Raw genomic sequence first — 22665 nt, forward strand, 5'->3', positions numbered from 1 at the left:
TCTAATATTTTTCTAGAATCTTATTCAGTAAGAAGGTGGCATTCTGGTTTCTTGCCACACCCTTCTGTATCTTATAAGTATAGGTAACATCTGTGCCTAAATCTATCTCGAAACAATAATTGTGGAATTTTCCTGATGCATCATTCTCCATCTTGGAGAGCTCCAGATCGTGGGTAGCGATGATGCCGCTCACCGGCTGCTTGGCAATGGCTTCGAGGAACTTTCTCGAACCATTCAGCTTATCCAATGAATTCGTTCCCTTCAGAATCTCATCCAGAATAATCAGCGTTCGGAGTGGCTCCTTATTGCCTTCTCCACTTTCCTTGCAGAATTTTCCCTCTGCACTTTCCCTGCAGAACTTCAGTAGCTCCTCCAGTCTTATCAGCTCAGCATTAAAGTAAGAGATGCCATGCGTCAAATCATCGGTGGTTCTCATACTCGAGAACAATCTGAAACGGGAAATCTTCAGCTGATCCGCAAATACCGGCATACCCGCCATTGCCAGGATATAGTTCACGCCCAGCGAACGAAGGAAGGTACTCTTTCCCGCCATGTTGGCTCCGGTGATGATATAATAGTTGTCGTCCTTGATGGTGAAATCATTCTTCACCGCCTTGGCACCCAGGAAAGGATGATAGAGATTCTTTCCCTCGAACACGATTTCCGGACTTTCGATTCCTGCATTTTCAGAAACATCGCTTTCTGAAACAGCGCTTTCAGCATCTGTTTCCTGCTTTCCCGAAACAAATTCCGCCTCTTCCGCCTCCGGATGATTATATCTGAAATTCGCCATCGAAACCATTGCATCCATCTCACTGATGATATGCATCCATTCCTCCATCTTCATCATATAGGTATTCTTCCATTTCAGGAAACTGCGAACCAGGAAGAAATCGCTCAGCATGAAGGCATCGGTGAAGAAAAGACCCAGGAAGTTGCCTCTTCTGTCATACCCCTTCAATATCTTTTCCAGTTGGGCAAAGGAAGGCAGGGCATCTGCCAGGGAATTCTGCATCTCCTTGCCTGATTCGCTATAGAAATTGCGCCTGTTGATAAGCTGAAGTATCTGAGCATAGGCGATGAGCTGATGGCGAAGCTTGCCGCCATTGCTATCTATCTTGTCAAGTGTCTGCTTGCAGACGAAGAACACCACCATGTATTGAACCAACACCCACCACAGGGCGAAATTCACCGAAACCATATCGCATATCGATAAAATCACGGAACCGATGACTCCGATAATCAGCATCCATCCGATAACGAGCGAAACCGGAGCCCCAAACCATGCCGGCACCTCCATCTTCGAAACCTTCAGCATCGCATCCACCACAGCAGCAGAATCAATCTTCTTCATCTTGCCATTCACCATTTTGCCATCCGCAGTTTGGCTTCTGTTCTTTTCGCCAAGTGCCAGGAATTCCATTCGCCAGTTTTCGCCTTCTCCAGCCAGTTCCTTCTGCAAATCCCTTCTTCTTTTGATATCCTCCAGGCTCAGAGGCGTTTCCCGGGTAAGATTCCTGGCGAGTGCCTCCGAACCGCCCGATGTGATGGTTCGGCAGATGCGGTTGAACAGCGAACTCTTGCCGAAGACATCGAGGTCGAAGGAATAAGGATGCTGCGGATTCTGATAGCAATCGCCCGTCTCGAAAGGCGAGAAATCCCCCTCCAAAGCCTTGATTTCGTCCTGATAAACTTTGAGCAAAGCCGAAAGATGCTCTATCTTCTCCTTGTTCTTATCGTCAAGTCTTCTGATACCCAGATAGGCAATCAGGCACAGCGCCGCCCCCATCAGATAGTTCTGTGTTTCTCCATCCAATGCGAAATAGCAGACCAGGAAGGCGAGGATGCCGCCAAAAGCCAGCAGCTCGCCAGTTATAAATCCCGTATTCTTACGCTTCAGGGCAGCCACCTCAGAAGCGTATCGGCTTACATATTGTTGATAATTCTCCTTGATATTCATTCTTTTTCTTTATTTTTCTTTTTTGATGTGCAAAATTAGGGATAAAATCTAGATTTTCAAAATAAATTCTCTCATTTTAAGTCTTTTATACTTATATTCGTGATAGGAATCTGGCTTTTATGAACCCTTGGCAGTAAAAAGTGCTATGAAAATTTGGAGGTTACACAAAAACATCGTATTTTTGCATTAAAATAGTTTGAATAATGAGCAAGTATAATTTTAATATAGACAATTATCATGCAATAGGGCATGCTGATATCGAAATAGAGGGTATCACAGTTATCGTGGGTAGCAATGGCTGTGGAAAAAGCACTATGTCCCGTTGGTTGTATTATATCGTCAATACATTGTCAGTGTTAGACAGCTTCTTTTTCTCTGATTTCAGAGATGTGATTATCAAATCATTAGAGAAATATTCTAATGCGCTGGATGATATCTCAAATTATCTGGATGATGATAAAAAACGATTTTTTGACCATACCTTATCATTAATGACAATGGTAACATTGAGTAATGGTGGTGTGGAGAAGCTCGATTTTTATTATAAAAGATCGATTGGTTCACTTGATGACATGCTGGTTAACTTTCTTCAGAAAGAGCAGAATCCTCAGCAGGTGCGTCGAGTGCTTAATCTTTTTGGGATTACTGAACAAAATCATGTTCATGAGAATATAGAACGAAATTCCATTCAGTTGTTTTCTGAATATCTTCAGAAATATGAACACAACAAAAAAAATCGTCCCATCAGTTACTTGAAAGAGAAAATCGCTTCTGTATATCGGGAAAAGGATGGCTTTCCTGCCAGCATAAGCTTTAAGGAAGATGAAGTGGAATTGCTTGTTGATAGACTTGGAAAGATATATAGTTTAAATAATGCCATATATATAGGAACACCAGCAGCTATTTCTCTTCGTCAATCAGATAGGGTTCTGATGACTTCCTTGGCACATAAAGTGGTTCACGTAAATGAAAAAGGAAGTGAGATTACCGGCAAACAGGAATTACTTCATTCTATTAATAAAATGATAGATGGTTCTATTGTAGAAAAGGAAAATTTCGATGCTGTTGATTTAGTTTATCACAGCAACAATGGTAAGGATATTAGAATTGAAGATATAGCATCGGGATTCAAACCGCTGGTTTATATGCTTCGTCTGATAGAAAACGGGTGGCTGACAGAAAACACTTTGTTGGAGATTGATGAGCCTGAAACAAATCTTCATCCACAATGGGTGGTTGAGTTGGCGCATCTTCTTGTTCGCATCAACAAAACATTTGGAACCAAGATACTCATCACGAGTCACAATCCCGATATGGTATCGGCTATCAGGTATATCTCTGAAAAAGAAGGCTTGTTGAATACTACTCGCTTTTATCTGGCAGAGCAAAGTGAAGGTACAGATTCGTTCTACTATAAGAATTTGGGTTGTGACATCGAACCTGTATTTGAATCATTCAATAAATCTTTTGATACTCTTCAGAAATACGTAGAGAACTATGGCGAAATTTAAGATTGGCAATTATCAGGGAATCAAGATTGATTGTTGGACAGCAAAAGATTTAGTCGGCTTGCATCATTTGATGAAGCAGGAGGGATGCCCAAATTCAGAAAATCTTTTCTCTGACACAGATAAGGCAATAGAACTTGATGATGTTCAGAGACGAATTTCTCAAAAACATCATGCTGATAAGAAATCTTCTGCAGATATGCTATTGCATGTGAATGATAAGAGATTACTTTTGGCCGATGCAAAATTCCGACTAAGCAATACCAGGAATTTGGATTCAAAGGAGATAGCAAAAAAGGTTAGTGAATCAAAGGCAATGGTTACTTCTAACTATTCTTTTGATAACAGTTTCTATGTTTTGCTGACAAAGAAAGCTACAACTCCTTCCAATTTAAATAGGCTTAGAAGAAATGTAGGAAATAATCCAAATTATCAATTTATGGATGCCGTTGAATTTCATAAACTGTTCGAGGATTAGTGTTTGAACTCCGTTCCTGATGTCTTGAAAACTCAGAAACGGAGTTTTTTATAACTTTTTCTGTCTTTTTTTCTAGTATTATGAATTTTTCTCCATCCATTTATTATAGGAAATGTTCTCCTCTTTCCACTTATCCTTTGCTGCCACCTGATTCTTTGGATATCCGATGATAAGGGTGTTGAGCGGAATCATCGTCTTGGGCAGATGCAGCAGTTGCTGCATTCCCTCGTATCGTTCTTTCAGAGGATAGAGGGCTGTCCACACACAGCCAAGACCCAAGCCGTGAGCCATCAGCAGGATGTTCTCCGTGGCTGCCGAACAGTCTTGAATCCAGAACTCCTGCTCTGTGCCTTCCAGCGTCTTGTCCAGGCATCCGCAAACCACAATGGCAAGCGGTGCCTGCTTCACCATGCTGGCATAAGGGCTGAACTGTGGTATCTGGTCGAGAATCTCCCGGTCGTTGATAACCACAAAATGCCAAGGCTGCTTGTTGCATGCCGATGGAGCCGCCATGCCGGCACGCAGCATCATCTCCACCTTCTCCGGCTCTACAGGCATGTCTGTATAGCTTCTTACCGATGTACGGCTCATGATATTTTCAAAAATCTGATTCTTTTCCATCATAGCTTTTATTCATCTTTTATTCTATCTTGATTGCTAAAATTGCAATGCGCTGCAAATATACGAAACTTTTTGGAGAAATTTGCAGTGCATTACAAATTTCTTGTGCTTCTAGGTAAAATTTGCAGTGCATTGCAAATTTCTTTCTATCGCCCGATACATCCTATAATATGCGTATATATAAACCGATGTTGTGGTTATCATACTGATGAGATTCATGCTGGTGATGGCTGCCTGCTGGGTGTTACCTGCCAGATAAAACACTGCAACAGGGAGTATATTTGAGCATATCAGCCATACCATGAAAACTAGGATAAGGGCTATGCCCAGTTTGCGTATGTTACCTCTGTGCTTGCTGCACAGATGACAGCCGGCTACCAGGGAGGCGATGACGGAAATCAGGCCCATCGTGCTTTCTGTCCAGGTGAGTATGGAAGCCATTGGGGTAATCTGTCCGTTCTGCATCATCGTTACGAGATGAAGATTGAAGCATAGACCCAGAATGAATGAGAGCACATAGTAAAGCACCATCACCTCGCTGCAGCGTCGTAGTAATTTTACGTCTGCCGGTAGCGTACAGCGGAATATTCCCCATAAAGCTATAGGGGCGAGCTGCAAGACCAGTTGCTTGATGGTAACCAGGATGGGACTTATTGGAATCAGGATGGGACTTGTTCTGAAGGATAAGCCCGCTTGTCCGCAAACAGAAAATGCCAGCGAAAACAATGCGAAAAAGCAATATGCATACATGGCATATTGTGCAATGCGGTTTATATCTATAGAATAACTTTTTCTTTCCATAATTCTACGTTTGATGATTTTATAAACAGCTTATCTTGCATAAAGCCATTGCAAAGATACGAAGTTTTTGAGAAATTCTAGCAAAATAGGTGGAAAATGTTTGGCTATTATGATATATACTTGTTAAAAGAATGGCGGAGAGACCGATAAAAACTCTTAAAAATCATAACGTATCTTCTTTAATACCAGTATTTGTTGCTATCTTTGTACGGTATATACTAATAACGCTACGTGGATAAATACTAATAGCGCTACATGGGTATATACTAATAGGAATATAAGTTTAATCATGAGTAATATGAAGAAGATTTTCTTAGGATTGGCAGCAGCACTGATGTTGACAGCCTGCAATGAGAACAGACAGCCGGAGGCAATGACCAGCGTTGACTCTGCAAGTGTGGTAACCGATTTGATGATGAGTCGCAGAAGCATCCGTGCTTACAAGGATTCCGTCATCAGCCGCGATACCCTGAACGAGATTCTGAAATGCGGCATCCATGCGCCAAATGGTCAGAACCTGCAGTCGTATGAAATCAGAGTGATTGATTCTCCTGCACTTATCGATTCGATAACCCAAGCCGTGGTAAAGGATAATCCTAAGATAGCAGAGCGCAAGGGCTTCAAGAACATCTTCGTGAATGCTCCATGCGTGGTTTGCATCGCCTACGATACTACTTATGATATGGCGCAGATTGATTGCGGCTTACTTGGTGAGAATATCATTCTTGCAGCATGGTCAAAGGGCATCGGTTCCTGCTGCCTGGGCAGTTCAGCCCGTTGGATATTGGATTCGCCGTCAGCCAAGCCTTACCTCGACCGCATGGCATTCTCTAAGAATTATAAGCTGCTCTACTGCATCGCCCTGGGTTATCCTGACGAATCGCCGGAGGCAAAGCCAAGGCGTCAGGATATGATCAAGTTCATGGATTAAGACAAATGAAGGTTGATGTCCTGTTTCAGGACATCAACGTTTGAAGATAGATATGTATATTTTTGAAACATGTAGGCAAAATATGAAACATCTTCTTCAAGTTCTTTTTTATACAACTTTAAGTTAAAAAAAAGTTGCTTGTTTGAGAAACTTTGGCAATTTCCTTCGATTTCTGGTCGATAACCACTCCTTTAATCTGTTGCGCCCACGTTGGCATGCTAGCCGCCGAGAGCAATCCTAATACAATAATTCCCCTTTTAGCATTCATAACCTATATCGTTTGATTTCGGTTGCAAAGGTACGGTGGTTATATTACACTGGGGGTGCGATGAGGTTGAAAAGCATTGACGAAGCTGCGACAAAGATGTTACTTTGGCAAATCAGCTCCATTTTTTCGGAAGAAAGCATTGGCAGCTATCTGTTTCGGATATTTGTGCTGTATTCTAAATCTCCGATCAGTCTGCGATAACCATACAGAGTCTGAGCACATTTTCTTCGAAGTGCTCCTTGTCGATGGCATTGTTCTTGAGCAGGGAACGGTAGTTGTATACGGTTTGTGGCGAATAAGACAGGATGCCGGCTATCTTGGAACTTTCGGTAATGCCTAATCTTAACAGGGCGCACACACGGAGGATAGGGGGCATTTCCCCATTCTCTTTCAGCTGGATGTGTGCCGATTCTGTAAGCTGCTTGTTCAGCTCGGTTATAAAAGTTGGGTACAGAGACAGGAATGCCTTGTCGAATTCCGTCAGAAACTCCTTGTTCTCCTTCTCTGTATTGGTTGAGGAAGAAAGGAGGCTCAGCAGCTCCTTACTCTGGTTGGCCTTGATCTTTCTTACTGCCAATGTTCGTAGCTTTTGGTTCCTCTCTATATTTTTATAGCTCAGGTCAATATATACCTTTACCAATCTCTCGCGTTTCTGATTGGTATTCTTTAATTCGGCGTTGATGAGATGCAATTGTTCATTTAGAATTTCCATTTTTGCCGACGTGGCTGTGATTTCATCTTTCTTTTGTTTCAGAAGCCTGTTCTTCTTGCGGATGAACAGACTGCTAATACCTACTCCAAGTAGGAGCAGGATAATGACCAACAGGGCGATGTTGAGCAATCTGTTAGTTGTTTTGATGTCATCTGTATAGGCATTGGTAATCATCTGCAATTTGGATGAAATCTCAATGCGGCGCAACCGGTTGTTGTATGCATAAGCATCTTCCAGGGATAGGTTGATGTATTCCTGGGCTTTGTTCAGACTTCTGGTCTTATGTTTGTAAATGAAGAGTGCGATGTCTTGCAGGGCTACATTTTCTTTTGTGGCAGAAGTGACGTCTGAGATGGCTGCAACCAGCAGGTAATGCTCCATTAGCTTTAGGTTGTTGGCTTTCTTATAGACCTCAGAAAGCGCAAAGGCGGTCATGGCATGGAGACGGCTGTCCGGCTTTTCCATACTCAGTGCTTTTTTGTAGTATTGGATGGTCTTGTTATTGTTGGAATGATTGCTGTAATAGTAAAACTCTCCCAGCAGGTAGTAATAGAATGCATCTTTCTTTGGCGATAGTTCTAATGTTTTCTTCAGGTATTCCACTTTCTGCTGGTCGTAAATCTTGCTGAATTCATTGTTTTCACAATAGGTTGACCAGTTGTTGTATAGTCCGTAAAGTGTATAATAGTATTGAAACTGATAGTCAAGCGGATCTTCTTCCTTGGGTTCTATCTTCTGCATGATGTTTTTTGCTTCAGCATAGAATCCACGTGTGATAAGCAGGCTGGTTTGGCTAAGTTGGAATCTTTTATGATATAAGATGTTGTTGCTCTTTTGGGCAAGAACAAGGCCTTTTTTTACATAAGTCATCGCCGAATCATACTCGTAGGCTTTGTATCCATTGGCGAGTTGCTCGTAAAGCTTGAGCTTGTCCTCGTTGCTGGTTACATACTTGGCACCCTGCTTGATGTCGTTCAGACTTTTCTCTTTTACTTCTACATAATGCGCACGTTTTTCCAGGGCAGCATCCAGCTGTTTGTAGAGCTGGCTGTTGTCTGCTTTTGCGCATAGTGGTAGTAGTATCAGTAGTACGATAGTTATAAAATGTCTCATGTTTCTTATGTTTTAAAGATTCTGCTGCAAAAGTAATAAAAAACTTTCAGAATCTCGCATCTACTAACGTGTTTTTTTTGAAAATATTTAATTTGCTGATATTCAGCCTGATAAATCGGATAGTAGATAATGGTAATCTACCAAAAACCTACTAATCGCAACAACCTATTGAATTTTGACGTACTTTTGCGGCATCAAACAATTTTAATCGTTATAAACCTATAGATTATGGATAAAAACAACCTTTCAAAGAAAGTAGGTCTGCTGTTAGCAGGATGCTTTATTACTTTTAATGCTCTTGGTCAGACAACCATTAAGGGTCAGGTGGTAGATGCCACAGGTGAACCTGTCATTGGTGCCAGCATTCTGGTGAAAGATACCAAGAATGGTGCAGTGTCCGACTTGGATGGTAACTACAAGCTTGACAATGTTAAGGATGGTTCCGTCCTGGTATTCTCTTATCTGGGCTACCGTACCCAGGAAATTCCTGTAAAGGGAAATCATGTTATCAATGTTTCGCTGAAAGAAAACGACGAGGTGCTCGATGAGGTGGTTGTCGTTGGTTATGCTGTGGGCAGCAAGCGCACGGTGTCGGGTGCTGTCGACCGCATCAAGAAAGAAGATATGAACAAGGGTGTGGTAACCAGTCCTGCCGAGGCCTTGAAGGGTAAGGTTGCGGGTGTTATCATTTCTCAGGCTGGCGGCGACCCTACCAGTTCGCCAAGTATCCGTGTTCGTGGAACCTCTTCTCTTTCAGGTGGTAACGACCCGTTGGTTATCATCGATGGCGTCTTTGCTGATATGACGATGTTCAATTCTCTGGCTCCTGGTGATATTGAGAGTCTCACCATCCTGAAGGATGCTTCTGAGACTGCCCAGTATGGTTCACGTGGTGCTTCCGGTGTCATAGTTGTTACCACAGCCAAGGGCAAGTTGGGCTATTCCAGCCTGAGCTACAATGGCCAGTTTGGTGTCAATACAGTCTATAAGAATCTGGATCTGATGTCGGCTTCAGAATATCGTGAGACAGCCAAGTCTTTGGGCCTGACCTATACCGATATGGGTGGCGATACCAATTTCCTCGAGGAGATTGAGCGCAATGTGGGCCTCACACAGAATCATAACATCTCTTTCTCTTCTGGTACAGACACTTCCAGTCTTCGTGCTTCTCTGGGATTCGTTCTCCGTCAGGGTGCCTTGAAGAATTCTGATATGAAGAATTTTACAGCAAAGCTGGATGGAACCCAGTATCTCTTCGACAAACATCTGAAGCTGGAACTGGGCATATTCGGTTCTCAGCGCAATAGCAATATCCAGTATGATATGCACAAGATGTTCTATTCTGCTACAGCCTATAACCCTACTTATCCTAATGTAAGAAACGACAAGGGCGAATGGGATGAGGATCTGCTTGCCAATGAAGTCTGGAATCCACTGGGATTGCTCGATATTGATGACTTCTACAAGGATGCCTCTGTCAATGTTCATGGCAAGGCAACGGTCAATATCATCGACGGTCTCACTGTAAGTGCCTTTGGTTCATACAATTATTGGAACCGTGACAATAAGTTCTATATTCCTAACAATATCCAGATGGGTAAGCTGAACGGTAACGGATGGGCTTATATTGCCAATACCAACCGCAAGGACTATATGGGTAACATCATGGTGAATTTCTCCAAGGATTTCGGCAAGCATCACATTGATGCCTTGGCTCTGATGGAGGGACAGAAGTATACCTACGACTGGAACTCACAGGAGGCACATGGATTTGATACCAACTACTTCAAGTTCAATAACATGAAGGCTGCTGCCAATGTGAGCTGGGGTAATCTGCAGTCTAACTACACCGAATATACCCTGAGCTCTTATATGGCTCGTGTCAACTATATGCTGGCAGACAAATACATCGCTACCGTCAATGTTCGTACCGATGGTTCTTCTAAGTTGGGTAATGGTCAGAAGTGGGGCTGGTTCCCTTCTGCTTCCTTGGCATGGGTAATCAGCAATGAGCCTTGGATGAAGAAAATCAAGCAGATAGACAATTTCAAGATTCGTGCAGGATATGGTGTGACCGGTAATCAGGATGCCATCGATCCTTATACTTCTCTCGCCCTGATGGAGCCTAATGGTGTAACTACCGTCAACGGCGCAACAAGTACTACTTTTGCGGTTACCTCCAACAGCAACCCTGATCTGAAGTGGGAGGTAAAGAAGACATTTGATGCCGGTTTCGACCTGTCGATGTTCAAGCAGCGTCTCAATGTAACCTTCGACTGGTACACTTCTGAAACATCAGATATGCTTTATACCTATACCGTGCCGGTACCTCCTTTCACTTACGACCGTCTGTTGGCCAATATGGGTACCATGACTAATATGGGATTTGAACTGGCTGTTCGAGGTGACATCATCAAGACAAAGGACTTCACCTTCAATTCCGGTCTGAATTTCTCTTATCAGAAGAACAAGCTGAAGAAGTTGAGCGGTACCTACAAGGGACAGCCTATGACAACGAGCGAGCATATCTCTGTTGCCACCGTAGGTGCGGCTGGTCTGGTACATAATAATGGCGTAACCTATCTCATTGAGGGACAGCCTGTAGGTGTGTTCTATCTGCCTCACTGCACAGGTATTGATGAGAATGGACAGTATATCATCGAAGACCTTGATGATAATGGTACCATTGATACGGGTGACAGTGGCGACCGCAAGGTTTGCGGACAGGCAATTCCTAAGTACTTCCTCGGCTGGGATATGAGCTTCAAGTACAAGAACTGGGATCTGACTATGCAGTTTAACGGTGCTTTCGGTCATAAGATTTACAATGCTACATCCATGACCTTGAACAATATGAGTAATTTCCCAACCTATAATATCCTGAGCGGTGCACAGCATCTCAATAACGGCAAGGGAATCCATGATGTTCAGATTTCTGATTACTGGCTGGAAAAGGGTGACTATATGAACTTCGAGTACGCTTCTCTGGGATATACCTTCACCAATGATATGCTCAAGTGGAAGTTCATCAACAACATTCACCTTGCATTGTCTGTCAACAATATCTGTACCCTCACAGGTTACAAGGGCTTGACTCCAATGATCAACTCTGCAACCATCAGTGGTGGCAATCTGGGTGTTGACGACAAGAACATCTATCCTCTGAGCCGTACTTATACTTTGTCGCTCTCAGTGAATTTCTAAATGTTTTCACATAGAATAGATAACAAGTTCTAATTAAGAATTACATTATTAATATATAAAGGATTACAGTTATGAAACAATATATTATAGGCTCAATGCTTCTTTCATCGATATTACTGGCTAGTTGCTCACTGGATGAGACTCCACGAAGCAAGTTTTCTGAGGAGGAGGCTTTCAGTACCCCTAAGCTGGTATATGTAAACACAGTGGCTAACGTATATTCTTCCATCGGAAATGGATTGTATGGAAGCGATGGTGGCTCGGTACACACCTTCCAGGAGTTCTCTTCTGATGCCAGTATGATTCCTGGTCGTCAGGGTGACTGGGTAGATGGTGGAACCTGGCAGAATATCTTCCTCCATAACTTTGAGTCGTCTGTAAGCAAGTATAACGATGTGTGGAACAACCTGTATCGTGTCATCGGTCTTGCCAATTCTTCTATCGACCGACTCAACAAGTACCTGGGTGAACATCCGGAGTATGCTGAATATGTATATGAATTGAGAGCCCTTCGTGCTGTCTATTATTACTATGTGATGGATCTCTTCGGACAGGTGCCATTGGTTGTTTCTTCTCAGGTGAGTGCTAACGAGGTGAATCAGTCCAACCGCTCTGATGTCTTCAAGTTTGTCACTTCTGAGTTGGCAGAATGTATTCCTCATCTTTCAGACAGTAAGAGCCAGAACGAGGGTGAATATTATGGCCGTATCACCAAGGCTGTGGCATATATGTGTATGGCTAAGTGTGCCATCAATGCACCGGTCTATACCATCGATGATACTACTCCAACTAGCTACAGTGCCTTTGTTGGAACAGACAAGAGCGGCAAGGCTACTGCCAGCGAGGAGCAGGGAAAGACGGTTTCGGAAATGGGCAAAAATATAAACATCACTTTGGATGGTGAAACTCGCAATGCGTGGGAAACAGTAGTCTATTGTGCTGATCAGATTGCAAGCTTGGGTTACCGCCTGCAGCCTAGCTATGCCGACAACTTCATCGTAGCCAACCAGAATTCCGTGGAGAATATCTGGACCCGCCCGAATGATTGCGTCAACTATAAGATAGAGGATTACAACATCGTCCGCACCCTGCATTACAACCATGGCGGTGCCATCGGTTACCAGGGCTGGAATGGAGCCTGCTCTTCCAAGCAGCAGATGCTGGTATATGGCTATGGAACGGCTAACCCTGACCCTCGTCTGAAACTCAACTTCTATACTGACAAGGATTATATGGAGGAGACAGGAAAGCCTGTAGAGGACGGTGCTACAGATAAGCCGCTGGAGTATATGCCATTGGCTGTAAAGGTGGATTTCACTGCTGCCGATGACCCTCATGCCATGAAGTGTTCCGGTGCCAGAATGAAGAAGTATGAGTTTGACAAGTCCACTACCCAGCAGTATAGCTTCAACAACGACCTGGTGATCTGGCGTTATGCCGATGCCTTGCTCCTGAAGGCTGAGGCTGAGTATCGTATGGGTAACAAGGCTGAGGCTCTCACAATTGTCAATGAGGTTCGTGGCCGTGTTGCTGCTACACCTCGTACAGAACTTACGCTCAATGACATTCTGAATGAACGTATGCTGGAACTGGCTTGGGAGGGAGTACGCCGCCAAGACCAGATCAGATTCTGTACCTTTACAGAGCCTACTGCTGACCGCTTCAAGGGTGTGACCCACAATGCTTCTGCAGGTGATTACAATGATGATACGCAGGGCTATACCATGGTTTATCCTATCCCTTATGCCGTGCTCAACTTGAACAAGAAACTCGGCCAGAATCCTGGTTATACTAAGTAGTCAATCATAAACTAAAAATGAAGAATAATATGAAAAAACTCTTTTTGCTCGCAAGCCTTCTGATGGCTTTTGGCATCTCAGCAGATGCAGGAGACATCACTTCTCCTAACGGACAAATCAAGGTGAACTTCACCTTGGATGGCACTGTGCCTACCTATAGTGTGACCTATCAGGGTAAGACAATTATCAAGCCTAGCCGTCTGGGTTATCAGCTCGCCAAGGGCGGTAAGGATGGCAAGGATCTGCTTTCTGATTTTAGTGTCATCAATGAGAAAACTTCCACTTTCGATGAGACCTGGACTCCTGTTTGGGGAGAGAACAAGTCTATCCGCAATCATTATAATGATATGCTGGTAGAGTTGAAGCAGAATTCTACAGACAGTTATATGAACGTCCGCTTCCGTGTTTATGACGATGGAGTAGGATTGCGCTATGAGTTTCCTCAGAAAGGCAGTCTCAACTACTTTACCATCAAGGAAGAGCGTACAGAATTTGCCATGACGGGCGATCATACCGCCTGGTGGATTCCGGGTGATTACGATACCCAGGAGTATGAATACACCAAGACCCGTCTGTCTGGCATCCGTCCAGCCCTGCATGCTGCTGTCAGCAGCAATCTCTCACAGACTGTCTTTTCAGATACCGGTGTACAGACCTCACTCCAGTTGAAGACAGATGATGGTATCTACATCAACCTGCATGAGGCTGCCCTGGTAGATTATCCAGCCATGCATCTGAACCTGGATGACAAGACCATGACTTTTACCTCTTGGCTTACCCCTGATGCACAGGGTATGAAGGGATATATGCAGACTCCGTTCAAGAGCCCTTGGCGTACGATGGTCATTACAGATGATGCCCGTAAGGTGTTGTCTTCCAACCTGATTCTCAATCTCAATGAGCCTTGCAAGATCAAGGATACCTCCTGGATTCATCCTGTAAAGTATGTAGGTGTATGGTGGGAGATGATTTCCGGTAAGGGTGAGTGGGCTTATACCCATGATTATCCTACCGTGAAGTTGGATGGAACCGACTATGTACATGCCAAGCCATCGGGCAAGCATTCTGCCAACAATGCCAATGTGCGCCGTTACATCGACTTCGCTGCAGCCCATGGTTTCGATGCAGTCCTGGTAGAAGGATGGAACATCGGTTGGGAAGACTGGAGTGGCTATATGAAGGAAAAGGTATTCGATTTCCTGACTCCATATCCTGATTTCAACATCAAGGCGCTCAATGAGTATGCGCATTCCAAGGGTGTGAAGCTCATCATGCATCATGAGACCTCTTCTTCTGTAATGAACTACGAGAAGTATATGGACAGAGCTTATCAGTTGATGAAGGATTATGGCTACGATGCAGTGAAGAGCGGTTATGTGGGCAACATCATTCCTCGTGGCGAGCATCACTACAGTCAGTTGGAAATCAATCACTATCAGCATGCCGTAACCCGTGCTGCCGATTATCACATCATGGTAAATGCCCATGAGGCTGTGCGTCCTACCGGTCTCTGCCGCACTTATCCTAACCTGATTGGCAACGAGAGTGCTCGCGGTACTGAATATCAGGCTTTCGGAGGTACCAAACCGGGACATACCGCCATCTTGCCTTTTACCCGTCTGCAGGGTGGTCCGATGGATTATACACCGGGTATCTTTGAAATGGATTGCGCCAATGGTTCTCATTGCAACTCTACCATCTGCGGTCAGTTGGCACTTTATGTAACGATGTACAGTCCATTGCAGATGGCTGCCGATTTCCCAGAGAATTACGAGAAGCACATGGATGCCTTCCAGTTTATCAAGGATGTGGCCGTAGATTGGGACAAGTCTATCTATCTGGAGGCTGAACCAATGGAGTATATCACCGCTGCCCGCAAGGCAAAGGGTTCTGATAACTGGTTTGTCGGTGGCGTTACGGGCATGAAGGCTCATCAGTCTACCGTAAAGCTCGATTTCCTTGACAAGGGAAAGAAGTATGTAGCTACCATCTATCAGGATGCAAAGAATGCCAACTACAAGACCAATCCGCAGGCTTATGTCATCACCAAGAAGACTGTAACCAGCAAGTCTGTCTTGAAGTTGAACTCCGTTGCAGGTGGCGGATTTGCAATTAGCATTCTTGCACAATAAAATGCAGAATTTTGAGTTATTATGAAAGAAAGTTTTCTTGAATTAATAATGATGCTCATGAAAAGAATGAATAAAATGTTGTTGGTTGCTGCCTTGGCGGCAACCACACTTTCTGCTCAGGCAGAACAGAAGAAGGGACCGGCTTGGTTGAGTGATGCACTTTTCTATCAGATTTATCCATCTTCCTATATGGATACTGATGGAAATGGTATTGGCGATTTGCCGGGTATCACTTCCAAGTTGGATTACATCAAGTCGCTGGGTGTGAACGCCCTTTGGCTCAATCCGATCTTTGAGTCGGGATGGTTTGATGGTGGCTATGATGTCATCGATTTCTACAAGGTGGATCCTCGATTCGGTACCAATACCGATTTGGTTACATTGGTCAATGAGGCCCATAAGCGTGGCATGAAGGTTTGTCTCGACCTGGTGGCAGGACATTCCAGCACCAAGTGTGCCTGGTTTAAGGAGTCTTCCGAGAAAGATCCTAACCAGCGTTACAGCGACTATTATATCTGGATGAACGATATTCCTGAGAGCGAGAAGAAAGAAATAGAAGCCCGTCATCAGGAGGCAAGTCCGGAGTCTAGTACCCGAGGCAGATATGTGGAGGCGAATGCTCCTCGTGCCAAGTATTATGAGAAGAATTTCTTCGAGTGCCAGCCAGCCTTGAACTATGGCTTTGCTCATCCAGACCCAAATCATCCTTGGGAGCAGAGCGTAGATGCGCCTGGACCACAGGCTGTTCGCAGGGAGATACGTAACATCATGGCTTTCTGGTTTGATAAGGGTGTGGATGGATTCCGTGTTGATATGGCGTCATCGCTCATCAAGAACGACCCTGACAAGAAGGAGGTTTCCAAACTCTGGAATGAGATGCGTGCATGGAAGGACAAGTACTATCCTGAGACTGTCCTGATTTCAGAATGGGCTAATCCGCAGCAAGCCATTCCTGCCGGTTTCAACATCGATTTCTACATCCATTTCGGTCTTAAGGGCTATGCCTCTCTGTTCTTCGACCGCAAGACTCCATGGGGAAAGTGGGAGCAGAGCTATCAGAACTGCTATTTCGACAAGCAGGGCAAGGGTTCGCTTAAGGAATTTAGCGAGAACTATACCAAGGCATATAATGCCACCAAGAATCTCGGCTACATCGCTGTACCATCTGCCAACCACGATTACCAGCGTCCTAACATCGGTACCCGCAACACGCCAGACCAGCTGAAGGTGGCGATGACCTTCTTCCTCACCATGCCTGGTATTCCATTTATCTATTATGGTGATGAGATTGGTATGAAGTATCAGATGAATCTCCCTAACAAGGAGGGTAGCAATGAGCGCTCTGGTACCCGCACTCCGATGCAGTGGACCAAGGGCAAGAATGCCGGCTTCTCAACGAGTGCGCCTGATAAACTCTACTTCCCTGTAGATACGGAAAACGGAAAGTTGACCGTTGAGGCTCAGCAGGGAGATCAGAATTCTCTGTTGTCATATACCCGTAAGCTGGCCGCTTTGCGTCATTCAGCCAAGGCTCTTGACAATGAGGGAGATTGGAAGCTCCTGAACCAGAAGGGTCAGGAATATCCGATGGTATATGAGCGCACTTTGGGTGATGAGAAGTATGTTGTTGTCGTGAATCCTGGTGCCAAGGCAGCCTCTCTCAACATCACCTCTGTAGGTGGCAAGGCAGTTTCTGTTCTTTCTACAGGCAAGGTTGTATATAAATCAGGCAAGAAGACCGATGCCATCAAGGCTTCAGGCATTAGTGCCGCCGTATTCAAGGTGGCTAAGTAACCTGTGAACATGATTATTGCTAGCTTTATTAAATATCAGAATCCGCATGGCTCTCTGGGCTGTGCGGATTTTTTATACCGATTTTTCTTTTTAATAACTAAAGATATTTAAATATTTAACCCGATATTTGGCGATAAATAAAGAAATAACTATATTTGCAGCATGATTACGGAATATGGTATAGAGGCAAAGTCTAATTCTGAGATTATATCAGAATTGGGGGGACGATTCAAGCAATATCGTCTGTTCAGCAATCTCACTCAGAAAGAGGTGGCTGTAAAGGCTGGTGTGAGCATTTTCACCATTAGCCAGTTTGAAAAAGGCGAAGCTAAGAACATAGGCTTTGGCACTATTCTTTCTCTGTTGAGGAGCATCGGATTCCTGGAGGAAGCAGAGAAACTCTTGCCGCCGCTGCCAATGTTGCCTAGCCAAGTGAAGAAAATGAATGAAAAGAAGGAAAGGGTAAGACATGAAAGATAATGTTGTGCAGGTGAATTTGTGGGATAAGAATGTGGGCTTGTTGTCTTGGAATGACAAGCGGGGCTGCTCTGTTTTCCAATTCGACAAGGATTTTATGCAATATGGATGGAATATTGCACCATTGGTAGCGCCGTTGGATTCTGTTTATGTTCAAAGAACTTTCCCTATGTCTGGAAACAGAGAAAAACTTTATGCAGGTTTGCCTGAGTTCATAGCAGATTCTCTGCCTGACAATTGGGGAAATGTGGTCTTCCAGAAATGGATGGAAGCCAATCATCTGCAATCCAAAATGGTAAATGCAGTGGATAGACTGTCTTTTATCGGTAAGAGAGCAATGGGAGCCTTGGAGTTTCAACCTGCTCATATCCAGGAGGATGCATCTGTAAATATCGAATTGGCTTCACTTTATGAACTTGCGAATAAATTATTCCTGGATAGGCAGGATGTGAACATTGATATGAGCAACAGTCTTATTATGGAAGATTTGTACAAGGTGGGAACTTCCGCTGGTGGTCAGCGTCCTAAGGCGATTATCGGCATGGATGAAACTACAGGTATTATTCGTTCAGGTCAAGCCGATTTGCCAACCAACTTTAAGCACTATATATTGAAGTTTGATACAAGCAGAAAAAATGAACTTCCTTTTACCAGGGTAGAGATGGCTTATTATCTGATGGCCAAGGATGCCGGTATCAATATGATGCCTTCTCGTTTGGTAGAGATTGAAGGAACCCAGAATTTTCTGACCCAACGCTTTGATAGAGTGGAGGGTAGAAAAATATATACTCAGACTTTAGCTGCCATGAGTTCCTTGGCTGATACTTACGAAGATTTGTTTGTGGTGGGTAGAAAACTGAATTTGTCTGCTGAAGAGCAGAGCCAGCAATATAGGAGAATGGTGTTTAATGTTCTTGCAGAGAATGTAGATGACCATACCAAGAACTTCTCATTTGTGATGTACCCCAATGGAGAATGGCATATATCGCCAGCTTACGACATCGTGTTTTCCGCCGATCCTGATTCGCATTTCTATCGTAACCATGAACTTACGGTTCTTGGCAAGCGAAAGAATATAACGAAGCAGGATTTGATGCTTTTTGCACAAAGACAGGATATCAGAAATGCTTCTAATATCATAGAAGAAGTGGAAGACGTGGTGATGAACTTCAAGTCTTATGCCGAAAAAGTGGAAATCGATGAGCACTGGATACGCAAAATAGAACGGGTTTTGGAAGAAAACCGTTGTTAAGTAAACGATTTCATACAATTATAATAAGGAATCGTGTGGTTATTGCTTTTCTTTTTGTATCTTTGCAGCCGTTTGGTTAACATACGTACCAAATCATATCTAAAGGAAAAAATATCTAATAATAAATAAAAAGTAATGACTACACTTACAATTTCTATTATTGTCGTTTTCGTGCTCGGCTATGCACTCATAGCTACCGAAAGCTTGACAAAGGTTAACAAGGCTGCGATAGCCCTGTTGATGTTGGTAGGTTGTTGGACCCTCTATATGATGGATCCAATGCAGTATCTCCAGTTGATGCACCCTGATTATACAGGCGGCGCTGCTGGAATGGTGGAGAAGGTGACCGGAATCATCCAGGAACATCTGGGCGATACTGCCACAACACTCTTCTTCCTGATGGGTGCAATGACCATCGTGGAAATCGTTGACCAGAACGGCGGATTCAACTGGGTTCGCAAGGTGATGAAGACCAAGTCGAAGCGTACGCTCCTCTGGCGTATCGCTATCCTTACCTTCTTCCTCTCTGCCATCCTCGACAATCTGACCACCAGTATCGTGATGATTATGATTCTCCGAAAGCTCGTCACCGACCATAAGGATCGCATGGTTTATGCATCTCTCGTCATCATCGCAGCCAACTCGGGTGGTGCCTTCTCACCAATCGGCGACGTTACCACCATCATGCTCTGGAACAAGGGACTGATTACTGCTGCCGGCGTTATCGCCGAAATTTTCATCCCGTCTGTGGTTTCCATGGTGATTCCTGCCCTCATCCTTCAGACCATGTTGAAGGGCGAACTCGTGATGCCTGAGGTTTCTGCCCAGCAGAATGCATCGGTCAGCGATTTCACCGAAGGTCAGCGCAAGGCAGTGTTCTGGTTGGGAGTAGGTGGTTTGATCTTCGTTCCTATCTTCAAGAGTATCACCCACTTGCCTCCATTCGTAGGAATCCTTCTGGTATTGGGCGTTCTCTGGACTGCTACCGAAGTTTTCTATCGCGGTTTGCATCGTGGAGCTGATGCTGAGGGCACTCAGAAGCGAGTAACCAAGTTGCTTTCTCGTGTTGATATGAGTACCATTCTCTTCTTCCTCGGTATCCTGATGGCAGTATCCTGCCTGGCTGAGATTGGCGTGTTGACTGCTTTGGGTCAGGGCTTGAACGTCGTATTCGATGGCAACCACTACCTCGTAACTGGTATCATCGGTGTGCTTTCAAGTATTGTTGATAATGTGCCTCTGGTAGCCGGATGTATGGGAATGTATCCTGTGGCTGCCGCTGGTGATATGGCTGTGGATGGTGTCTTCTGGCAGTTGCTGGCCTACTGTGCCGGTGTCGGTGGTTCAATGCTGATTATCGGTAGTGCCGCTGGTGTGGTAGTAATGGGCTTGGAGAAGATAACCTTCGGCTGGTATATGAAGCATATCTCCTGGATTGCTTTCGTAGGTTACATCGCAGGTATCATCAGCTACTGGTTCATCCGCACCTTCCTTTATGCTATCTAATGGATAATACTTTTCTCTTACGTGAAAAAGTTTTTTTTTGAGAAAAAAGTCTCAAAGTCTCATTTTCTATTGAAAATATCGACTTAAAGACTTGATAGATAATAAGATAAAAGAAATGAGACTTCTCGGTTCTGATGCCGGGAAGTCTCATTCATGTATCATAGAAGTATCATTATTTCACTTTTTCTTTACAAGATACTTCATTCCATCTGCAAATCTCTTATGTTTTAACTCACTCATATTCGCCAGTTTTCTGCCGAATCCCATCAAACTGTTCACCTTGAGCGATGAACCTATCTGCTTTTTCAGATAGTCGAAAATCTCGGCGGCAGTCAGATATTCACCCTCTTTCTCATTCTCAACCAAATCAAAATAGAGCTGGAAATACTGGTCTATCGGCTCAGCCACCTCAAACTGGCAGTTGTTCTTCATGATCAACTTCACCTGTTCCGCATCAAAATAACTCTTCTCGCCATTGTGCAAAGCAGTCAGCGCCTGGGCGAAAAGTTGCTGATAGTTCGGACGCACACTCACATCGATCGGTCCCGTCAGTTCCACGCCTATGAATCTTCGGTTGCCGGATGGATCGGTGAGAATATCCTTCATGTTGCTCGTGGCGATGAACGAGGCGAGACGAGGAAATTCCATGACATGACTGCCATACGGAGGCTTGTATTTCAGCGTAGGCAACTGGATGAGATTCTTCAGAAATCCCTGCTGCACCTGTGGAGAAATCTGGTTGAACTCATCGAGATTGATGACCATAAATTGCGCCATCGCCTGATAAACCTGACGCTTTTCAGATAAAACCAGATTGTCGCTATATCCCCATTGCAGCTCCGGTGGTAACAGCCGGCGACAGAAAGTACTCTTGTTGTAACCCTGCTTGGAAATCAGAAGCGGAGCCACCGAGTTGCCATACTGGCGATGGGTAAAGCCGCGCCACTGGTCAACCATGCCCAGAAACCAGGTGTAGAACCAGTCTGCCCAGTAAGGATTGTTGGTAGGAACCGTACGAGCCAAGGCACGTATATGGTCCTTCCCGTCCCATTTGTCGTAGCATTGGAAGAGATATTCATCTATCGGATTATAATTCTTGATATAATCAGACTCCAGAAAATTCCTGACATCTTTGATGCTCACTCGGATATCAGCGAGCTGCACCTCCAGCGTCATGCGCTTCTGCACTCTCGGATCCACAGGTTGGAAACCATACCAACCCTTCTCCTTCGGCATGTATTCCACGAATTTCATCACCGTGTTGTATCTGAAGTTATATTTACTTTTCAGCAGCTGCATCATGCTCATGATATTCTCGCGAACGCTGTTCTTGTCAACTTTCTTTTCTTCTTCCGAAGTACCGGAAACAGGAATCATCTGCTGATTATCTTCCGTGTTGAAAGCCTGGTTCTGAGGGTGCATGTTGCTGTCAATTTTCATCGCTACCGCCTTACTGTTGAAATAAGGTTTCGCATCGAGCGTCATCATAAAACTGTTGTGCATCGAAGGCTCAAAAGACAGGTTTGCGCCCGCTTCTATAGAAGGTTTCGGTCCGTCTGTGAGCACCGAAGCCTTGGCAATCGCCTGATATACAGGCAGAATCTGCTGGTAAGCGATGCGGTACAGTCGTTCGGCATCCGCCTCCTCAGCAGGCAGCAAATCATCTTCATTGCAGAATTTCACCAATACGATAACCGACTTACCATCAGCACCTTCCAGCGCAGCAAAGGTAGAAGGCAGCATGGCAACCGAGCGCTTCACGCCCTCCACGCCGTCTGCATCCGTAATGTTTCCGAATTTCAGCATTAGGATACCATTGCAAGTCTTCATCTTCAGGTTGTTGTTTTCGTCTTTGGCGAATTCAGCAGCGGGGTAGATGTGTATCCATGTTGGCATATCCTTGTAATACTCGTAGTTGTTTTCCATATAGGGCACGTATTCTCGGAAATGGGTAACAGTAAGTCTGCTGTCATCTTTTGCGATACGTTGCAGCAACTTCTCCATCGTCTTGGTGCTGACGAGGAGCTGCTTCTTGTTGTTTGTATGAACTATAGTTATCTTCATTGAATATGTTTATTAAGATGTTTGTTTGTTAACTATTAACCATAA

At 44.4% G+C, this 22665-nt stretch carries 15 protein-coding genes; 10 read left to right on the forward strand and 5 right to left on the reverse strand.

The window, feature by feature from the left end; genetic code table 11:
* Position 1 precedes the first annotated feature (1 nt).
* Positions 2–1960, reverse strand: coding sequence for a MutS-related protein (locus RCO84_RS16035; RefSeq protein ID WP_317585682.1), 1959 nt, complete (start codon positions 1958–1960; stop codon positions 2–4).
* A gap of 203 nt (positions 1961–2163) precedes the next feature.
* On the opposite strand from RCO84_RS16035, the gene RCO84_RS16040 reads away from it, so the two are divergent.
* Positions 2164–3471, forward strand: a complete 1308-nt coding sequence (locus RCO84_RS16040) for an AAA family ATPase (RefSeq protein ID WP_317585684.1) — start codon at positions 2164–2166, stop codon at positions 3469–3471.
* On the forward strand, positions 3458–3946 hold the full coding sequence (locus tag RCO84_RS16045) for a hypothetical protein (protein WP_117586386.1): 489 nt from the start codon (positions 3458–3460) through the stop codon (positions 3944–3946). Before RCO84_RS16040 ends, RCO84_RS16045 begins: the two co-directional genes overlap by 14 nt.
* A gap of 78 nt (positions 3947–4024) precedes the next feature.
* Here RCO84_RS16045 and RCO84_RS16050 read toward each other — a convergent pair whose 3' ends face one another.
* On the reverse strand, positions 4025–4570 hold the full coding sequence (locus tag RCO84_RS16050) for a nitroreductase family protein (RefSeq protein WP_317585686.1): 546 nt from the start codon (positions 4568–4570) through the stop codon (positions 4025–4027).
* A 108-nt stretch (positions 4571–4678) separates the two neighbouring features.
* On the reverse strand, positions 4679–5368 hold the full coding sequence (locus RCO84_RS16055; RefSeq protein WP_317585688.1) for a hypothetical protein: 690 nt from the start codon (positions 5366–5368) through the stop codon (positions 4679–4681).
* Between the two features lie 298 nt (positions 5369–5666).
* Here RCO84_RS16055 and RCO84_RS16060 point away from each other — a divergent pair, with 298 nt between their 5' ends.
* On the forward strand, positions 5667–6299 hold the full coding sequence (locus RCO84_RS16060) for a nitroreductase family protein (RefSeq protein ID WP_264905526.1): 633 nt from the start codon (positions 5667–5669) through the stop codon (positions 6297–6299).
* A gap of 455 nt (positions 6300–6754) precedes the next feature.
* Here RCO84_RS16060 and RCO84_RS16065 read toward each other — a convergent pair whose 3' ends face one another.
* Positions 6755–8392 carry a DUF6377 domain-containing protein gene (locus RCO84_RS16065; RefSeq protein WP_317585690.1) on the reverse strand — a complete coding sequence of 546 codons (1638 nt, stop codon included), beginning with the start codon at positions 8390–8392 and terminating at the stop codon, positions 6755–6757.
* A gap of 228 nt (positions 8393–8620) precedes the next feature.
* Here RCO84_RS16065 and RCO84_RS16070 point away from each other — a divergent pair, with 228 nt between their 5' ends.
* The 7 genes from RCO84_RS16070 (at position 8621) to nhaD (ending at position 20556) form a co-directional block, all read left to right on the forward strand.
* On the forward strand, positions 8621–11596 hold the full coding sequence (locus RCO84_RS16070; protein ID WP_317585691.1) for a SusC/RagA family TonB-linked outer membrane protein: 2976 nt from the start codon (positions 8621–8623) through the stop codon (positions 11594–11596).
* Positions 11597–11667: 71 nt separating this feature from the next.
* On the forward strand, positions 11668–13395 hold the full coding sequence (locus RCO84_RS16075) for a RagB/SusD family nutrient uptake outer membrane protein (protein WP_317585692.1): 1728 nt from the start codon (positions 11668–11670) through the stop codon (positions 13393–13395).
* A gap of 29 nt (positions 13396–13424) precedes the next feature.
* The gene (locus RCO84_RS16080; RefSeq protein ID WP_317585694.1) at positions 13425–15527 is read left to right on the forward strand and encodes a glycoside hydrolase family 97 protein; all 2103 of its coding nucleotides are present in this window, start codon (positions 13425–13427) and stop codon (positions 15525–15527) included.
* Between the two features lie 66 nt (positions 15528–15593).
* Positions 15594–17321 carry an alpha-amylase family glycosyl hydrolase gene (locus tag RCO84_RS16085; protein ID WP_317585696.1) on the forward strand — a complete coding sequence of 576 codons (1728 nt, stop codon included), beginning with the start codon at positions 15594–15596 and terminating at the stop codon, positions 17319–17321.
* A gap of 162 nt (positions 17322–17483) precedes the next feature.
* The gene (locus RCO84_RS16090; RefSeq protein ID WP_144152966.1) at positions 17484–17801 is read left to right on the forward strand and encodes a helix-turn-helix domain-containing protein; all 318 of its coding nucleotides are present in this window, start codon (positions 17484–17486) and stop codon (positions 17799–17801) included.
* Entirely contained in the window at positions 17791–19050 is a 1260-nt protein-coding gene (locus tag RCO84_RS16095; protein WP_317585698.1) for a type II toxin-antitoxin system HipA family toxin, read from the forward strand. The genes RCO84_RS16090 and RCO84_RS16095 overlap by 11 nt, the downstream gene beginning before the upstream one ends.
* Positions 19051–19185: 135 nt before the next feature.
* Positions 19186–20556: a sodium:proton antiporter NhaD gene (nhaD, locus tag RCO84_RS16100; RefSeq protein ID WP_317585699.1), complete on the forward strand. Its 1371-nt coding sequence runs from the start codon at positions 19186–19188 to the stop codon at positions 20554–20556.
* A gap of 177 nt (positions 20557–20733) precedes the next feature.
* Here the strand turns inward: nhaD and RCO84_RS16105 are convergent, their stop codons facing one another.
* The gene (locus tag RCO84_RS16105) at positions 20734–22620 is read right to left on the reverse strand and encodes a VapE domain-containing protein (RefSeq protein WP_317585701.1); all 1887 of its coding nucleotides are present in this window, start codon (positions 22618–22620) and stop codon (positions 20734–20736) included.
* Positions 22621–22665 lie beyond the last annotated feature (45 nt).

This window comes from Segatella copri (assembly GCF_949820605.1).
GTDB lineage: Bacteria > Bacteroidota > Bacteroidia > Bacteroidales > Bacteroidaceae > Prevotella.

Bases quoted from the DNA above. Each gene is read 5' to 3' on its own strand.
- RCO84_RS16035 (WP_317585682.1), bottom strand. From the start codon at position 1,960: ATGAATATCAAGGAGAATTATCAACAATATGTAAGCCGATACGCTTCT.
- RCO84_RS16040 (WP_317585684.1), top strand. From the start codon at position 2,164: ATGAGCAAGTATAATTTTAATATAGACAATTATCATGCAATAGGGCAT.
- RCO84_RS16045 (WP_117586386.1), top strand. From the start codon at position 3,458: ATGGCGAAATTTAAGATTGGCAATTATCAGGGAATCAAGATTGATTGT.
- RCO84_RS16050 (WP_317585686.1), bottom strand. From the start codon at position 4,570: ATGATGGAAAAGAATCAGATTTTTGAAAATATCATGAGCCGTACATCG.
- RCO84_RS16055 (WP_317585688.1), bottom strand. From the start codon at position 5,368: ATGGAAAGAAAAAGTTATTCTATAGATATAAACCGCATTGCACAATAT.
- RCO84_RS16060 (WP_264905526.1), top strand. From the start codon at position 5,667: ATGAAGAAGATTTTCTTAGGATTGGCAGCAGCACTGATGTTGACAGCC.
- RCO84_RS16065 (WP_317585690.1), bottom strand. From the start codon at position 8,392: ATGAGACATTTTATAACTATCGTACTACTGATACTACTACCACTATGC.
- RCO84_RS16070 (WP_317585691.1), top strand. From the start codon at position 8,621: ATGGATAAAAACAACCTTTCAAAGAAAGTAGGTCTGCTGTTAGCAGGA.
- RCO84_RS16075 (WP_317585692.1), top strand. From the start codon at position 11,668: ATGAAACAATATATTATAGGCTCAATGCTTCTTTCATCGATATTACTG.
- RCO84_RS16080 (WP_317585694.1), top strand. From the start codon at position 13,425: ATGAAAAAACTCTTTTTGCTCGCAAGCCTTCTGATGGCTTTTGGCATC.
- RCO84_RS16085 (WP_317585696.1), top strand. From the start codon at position 15,594: ATGAATAAAATGTTGTTGGTTGCTGCCTTGGCGGCAACCACACTTTCT.
- RCO84_RS16090 (WP_144152966.1), top strand. From the start codon at position 17,484: ATGATTACGGAATATGGTATAGAGGCAAAGTCTAATTCTGAGATTATA.
- RCO84_RS16095 (WP_317585698.1), top strand. From the start codon at position 17,791: ATGAAAGATAATGTTGTGCAGGTGAATTTGTGGGATAAGAATGTGGGC.
- nhaD (WP_317585699.1), top strand. From the start codon at position 19,186: ATGACTACACTTACAATTTCTATTATTGTCGTTTTCGTGCTCGGCTAT.
- RCO84_RS16105 (WP_317585701.1), bottom strand. From the start codon at position 22,620: ATGAAGATAACTATAGTTCATACAAACAACAAGAAGCAGCTCCTCGTC.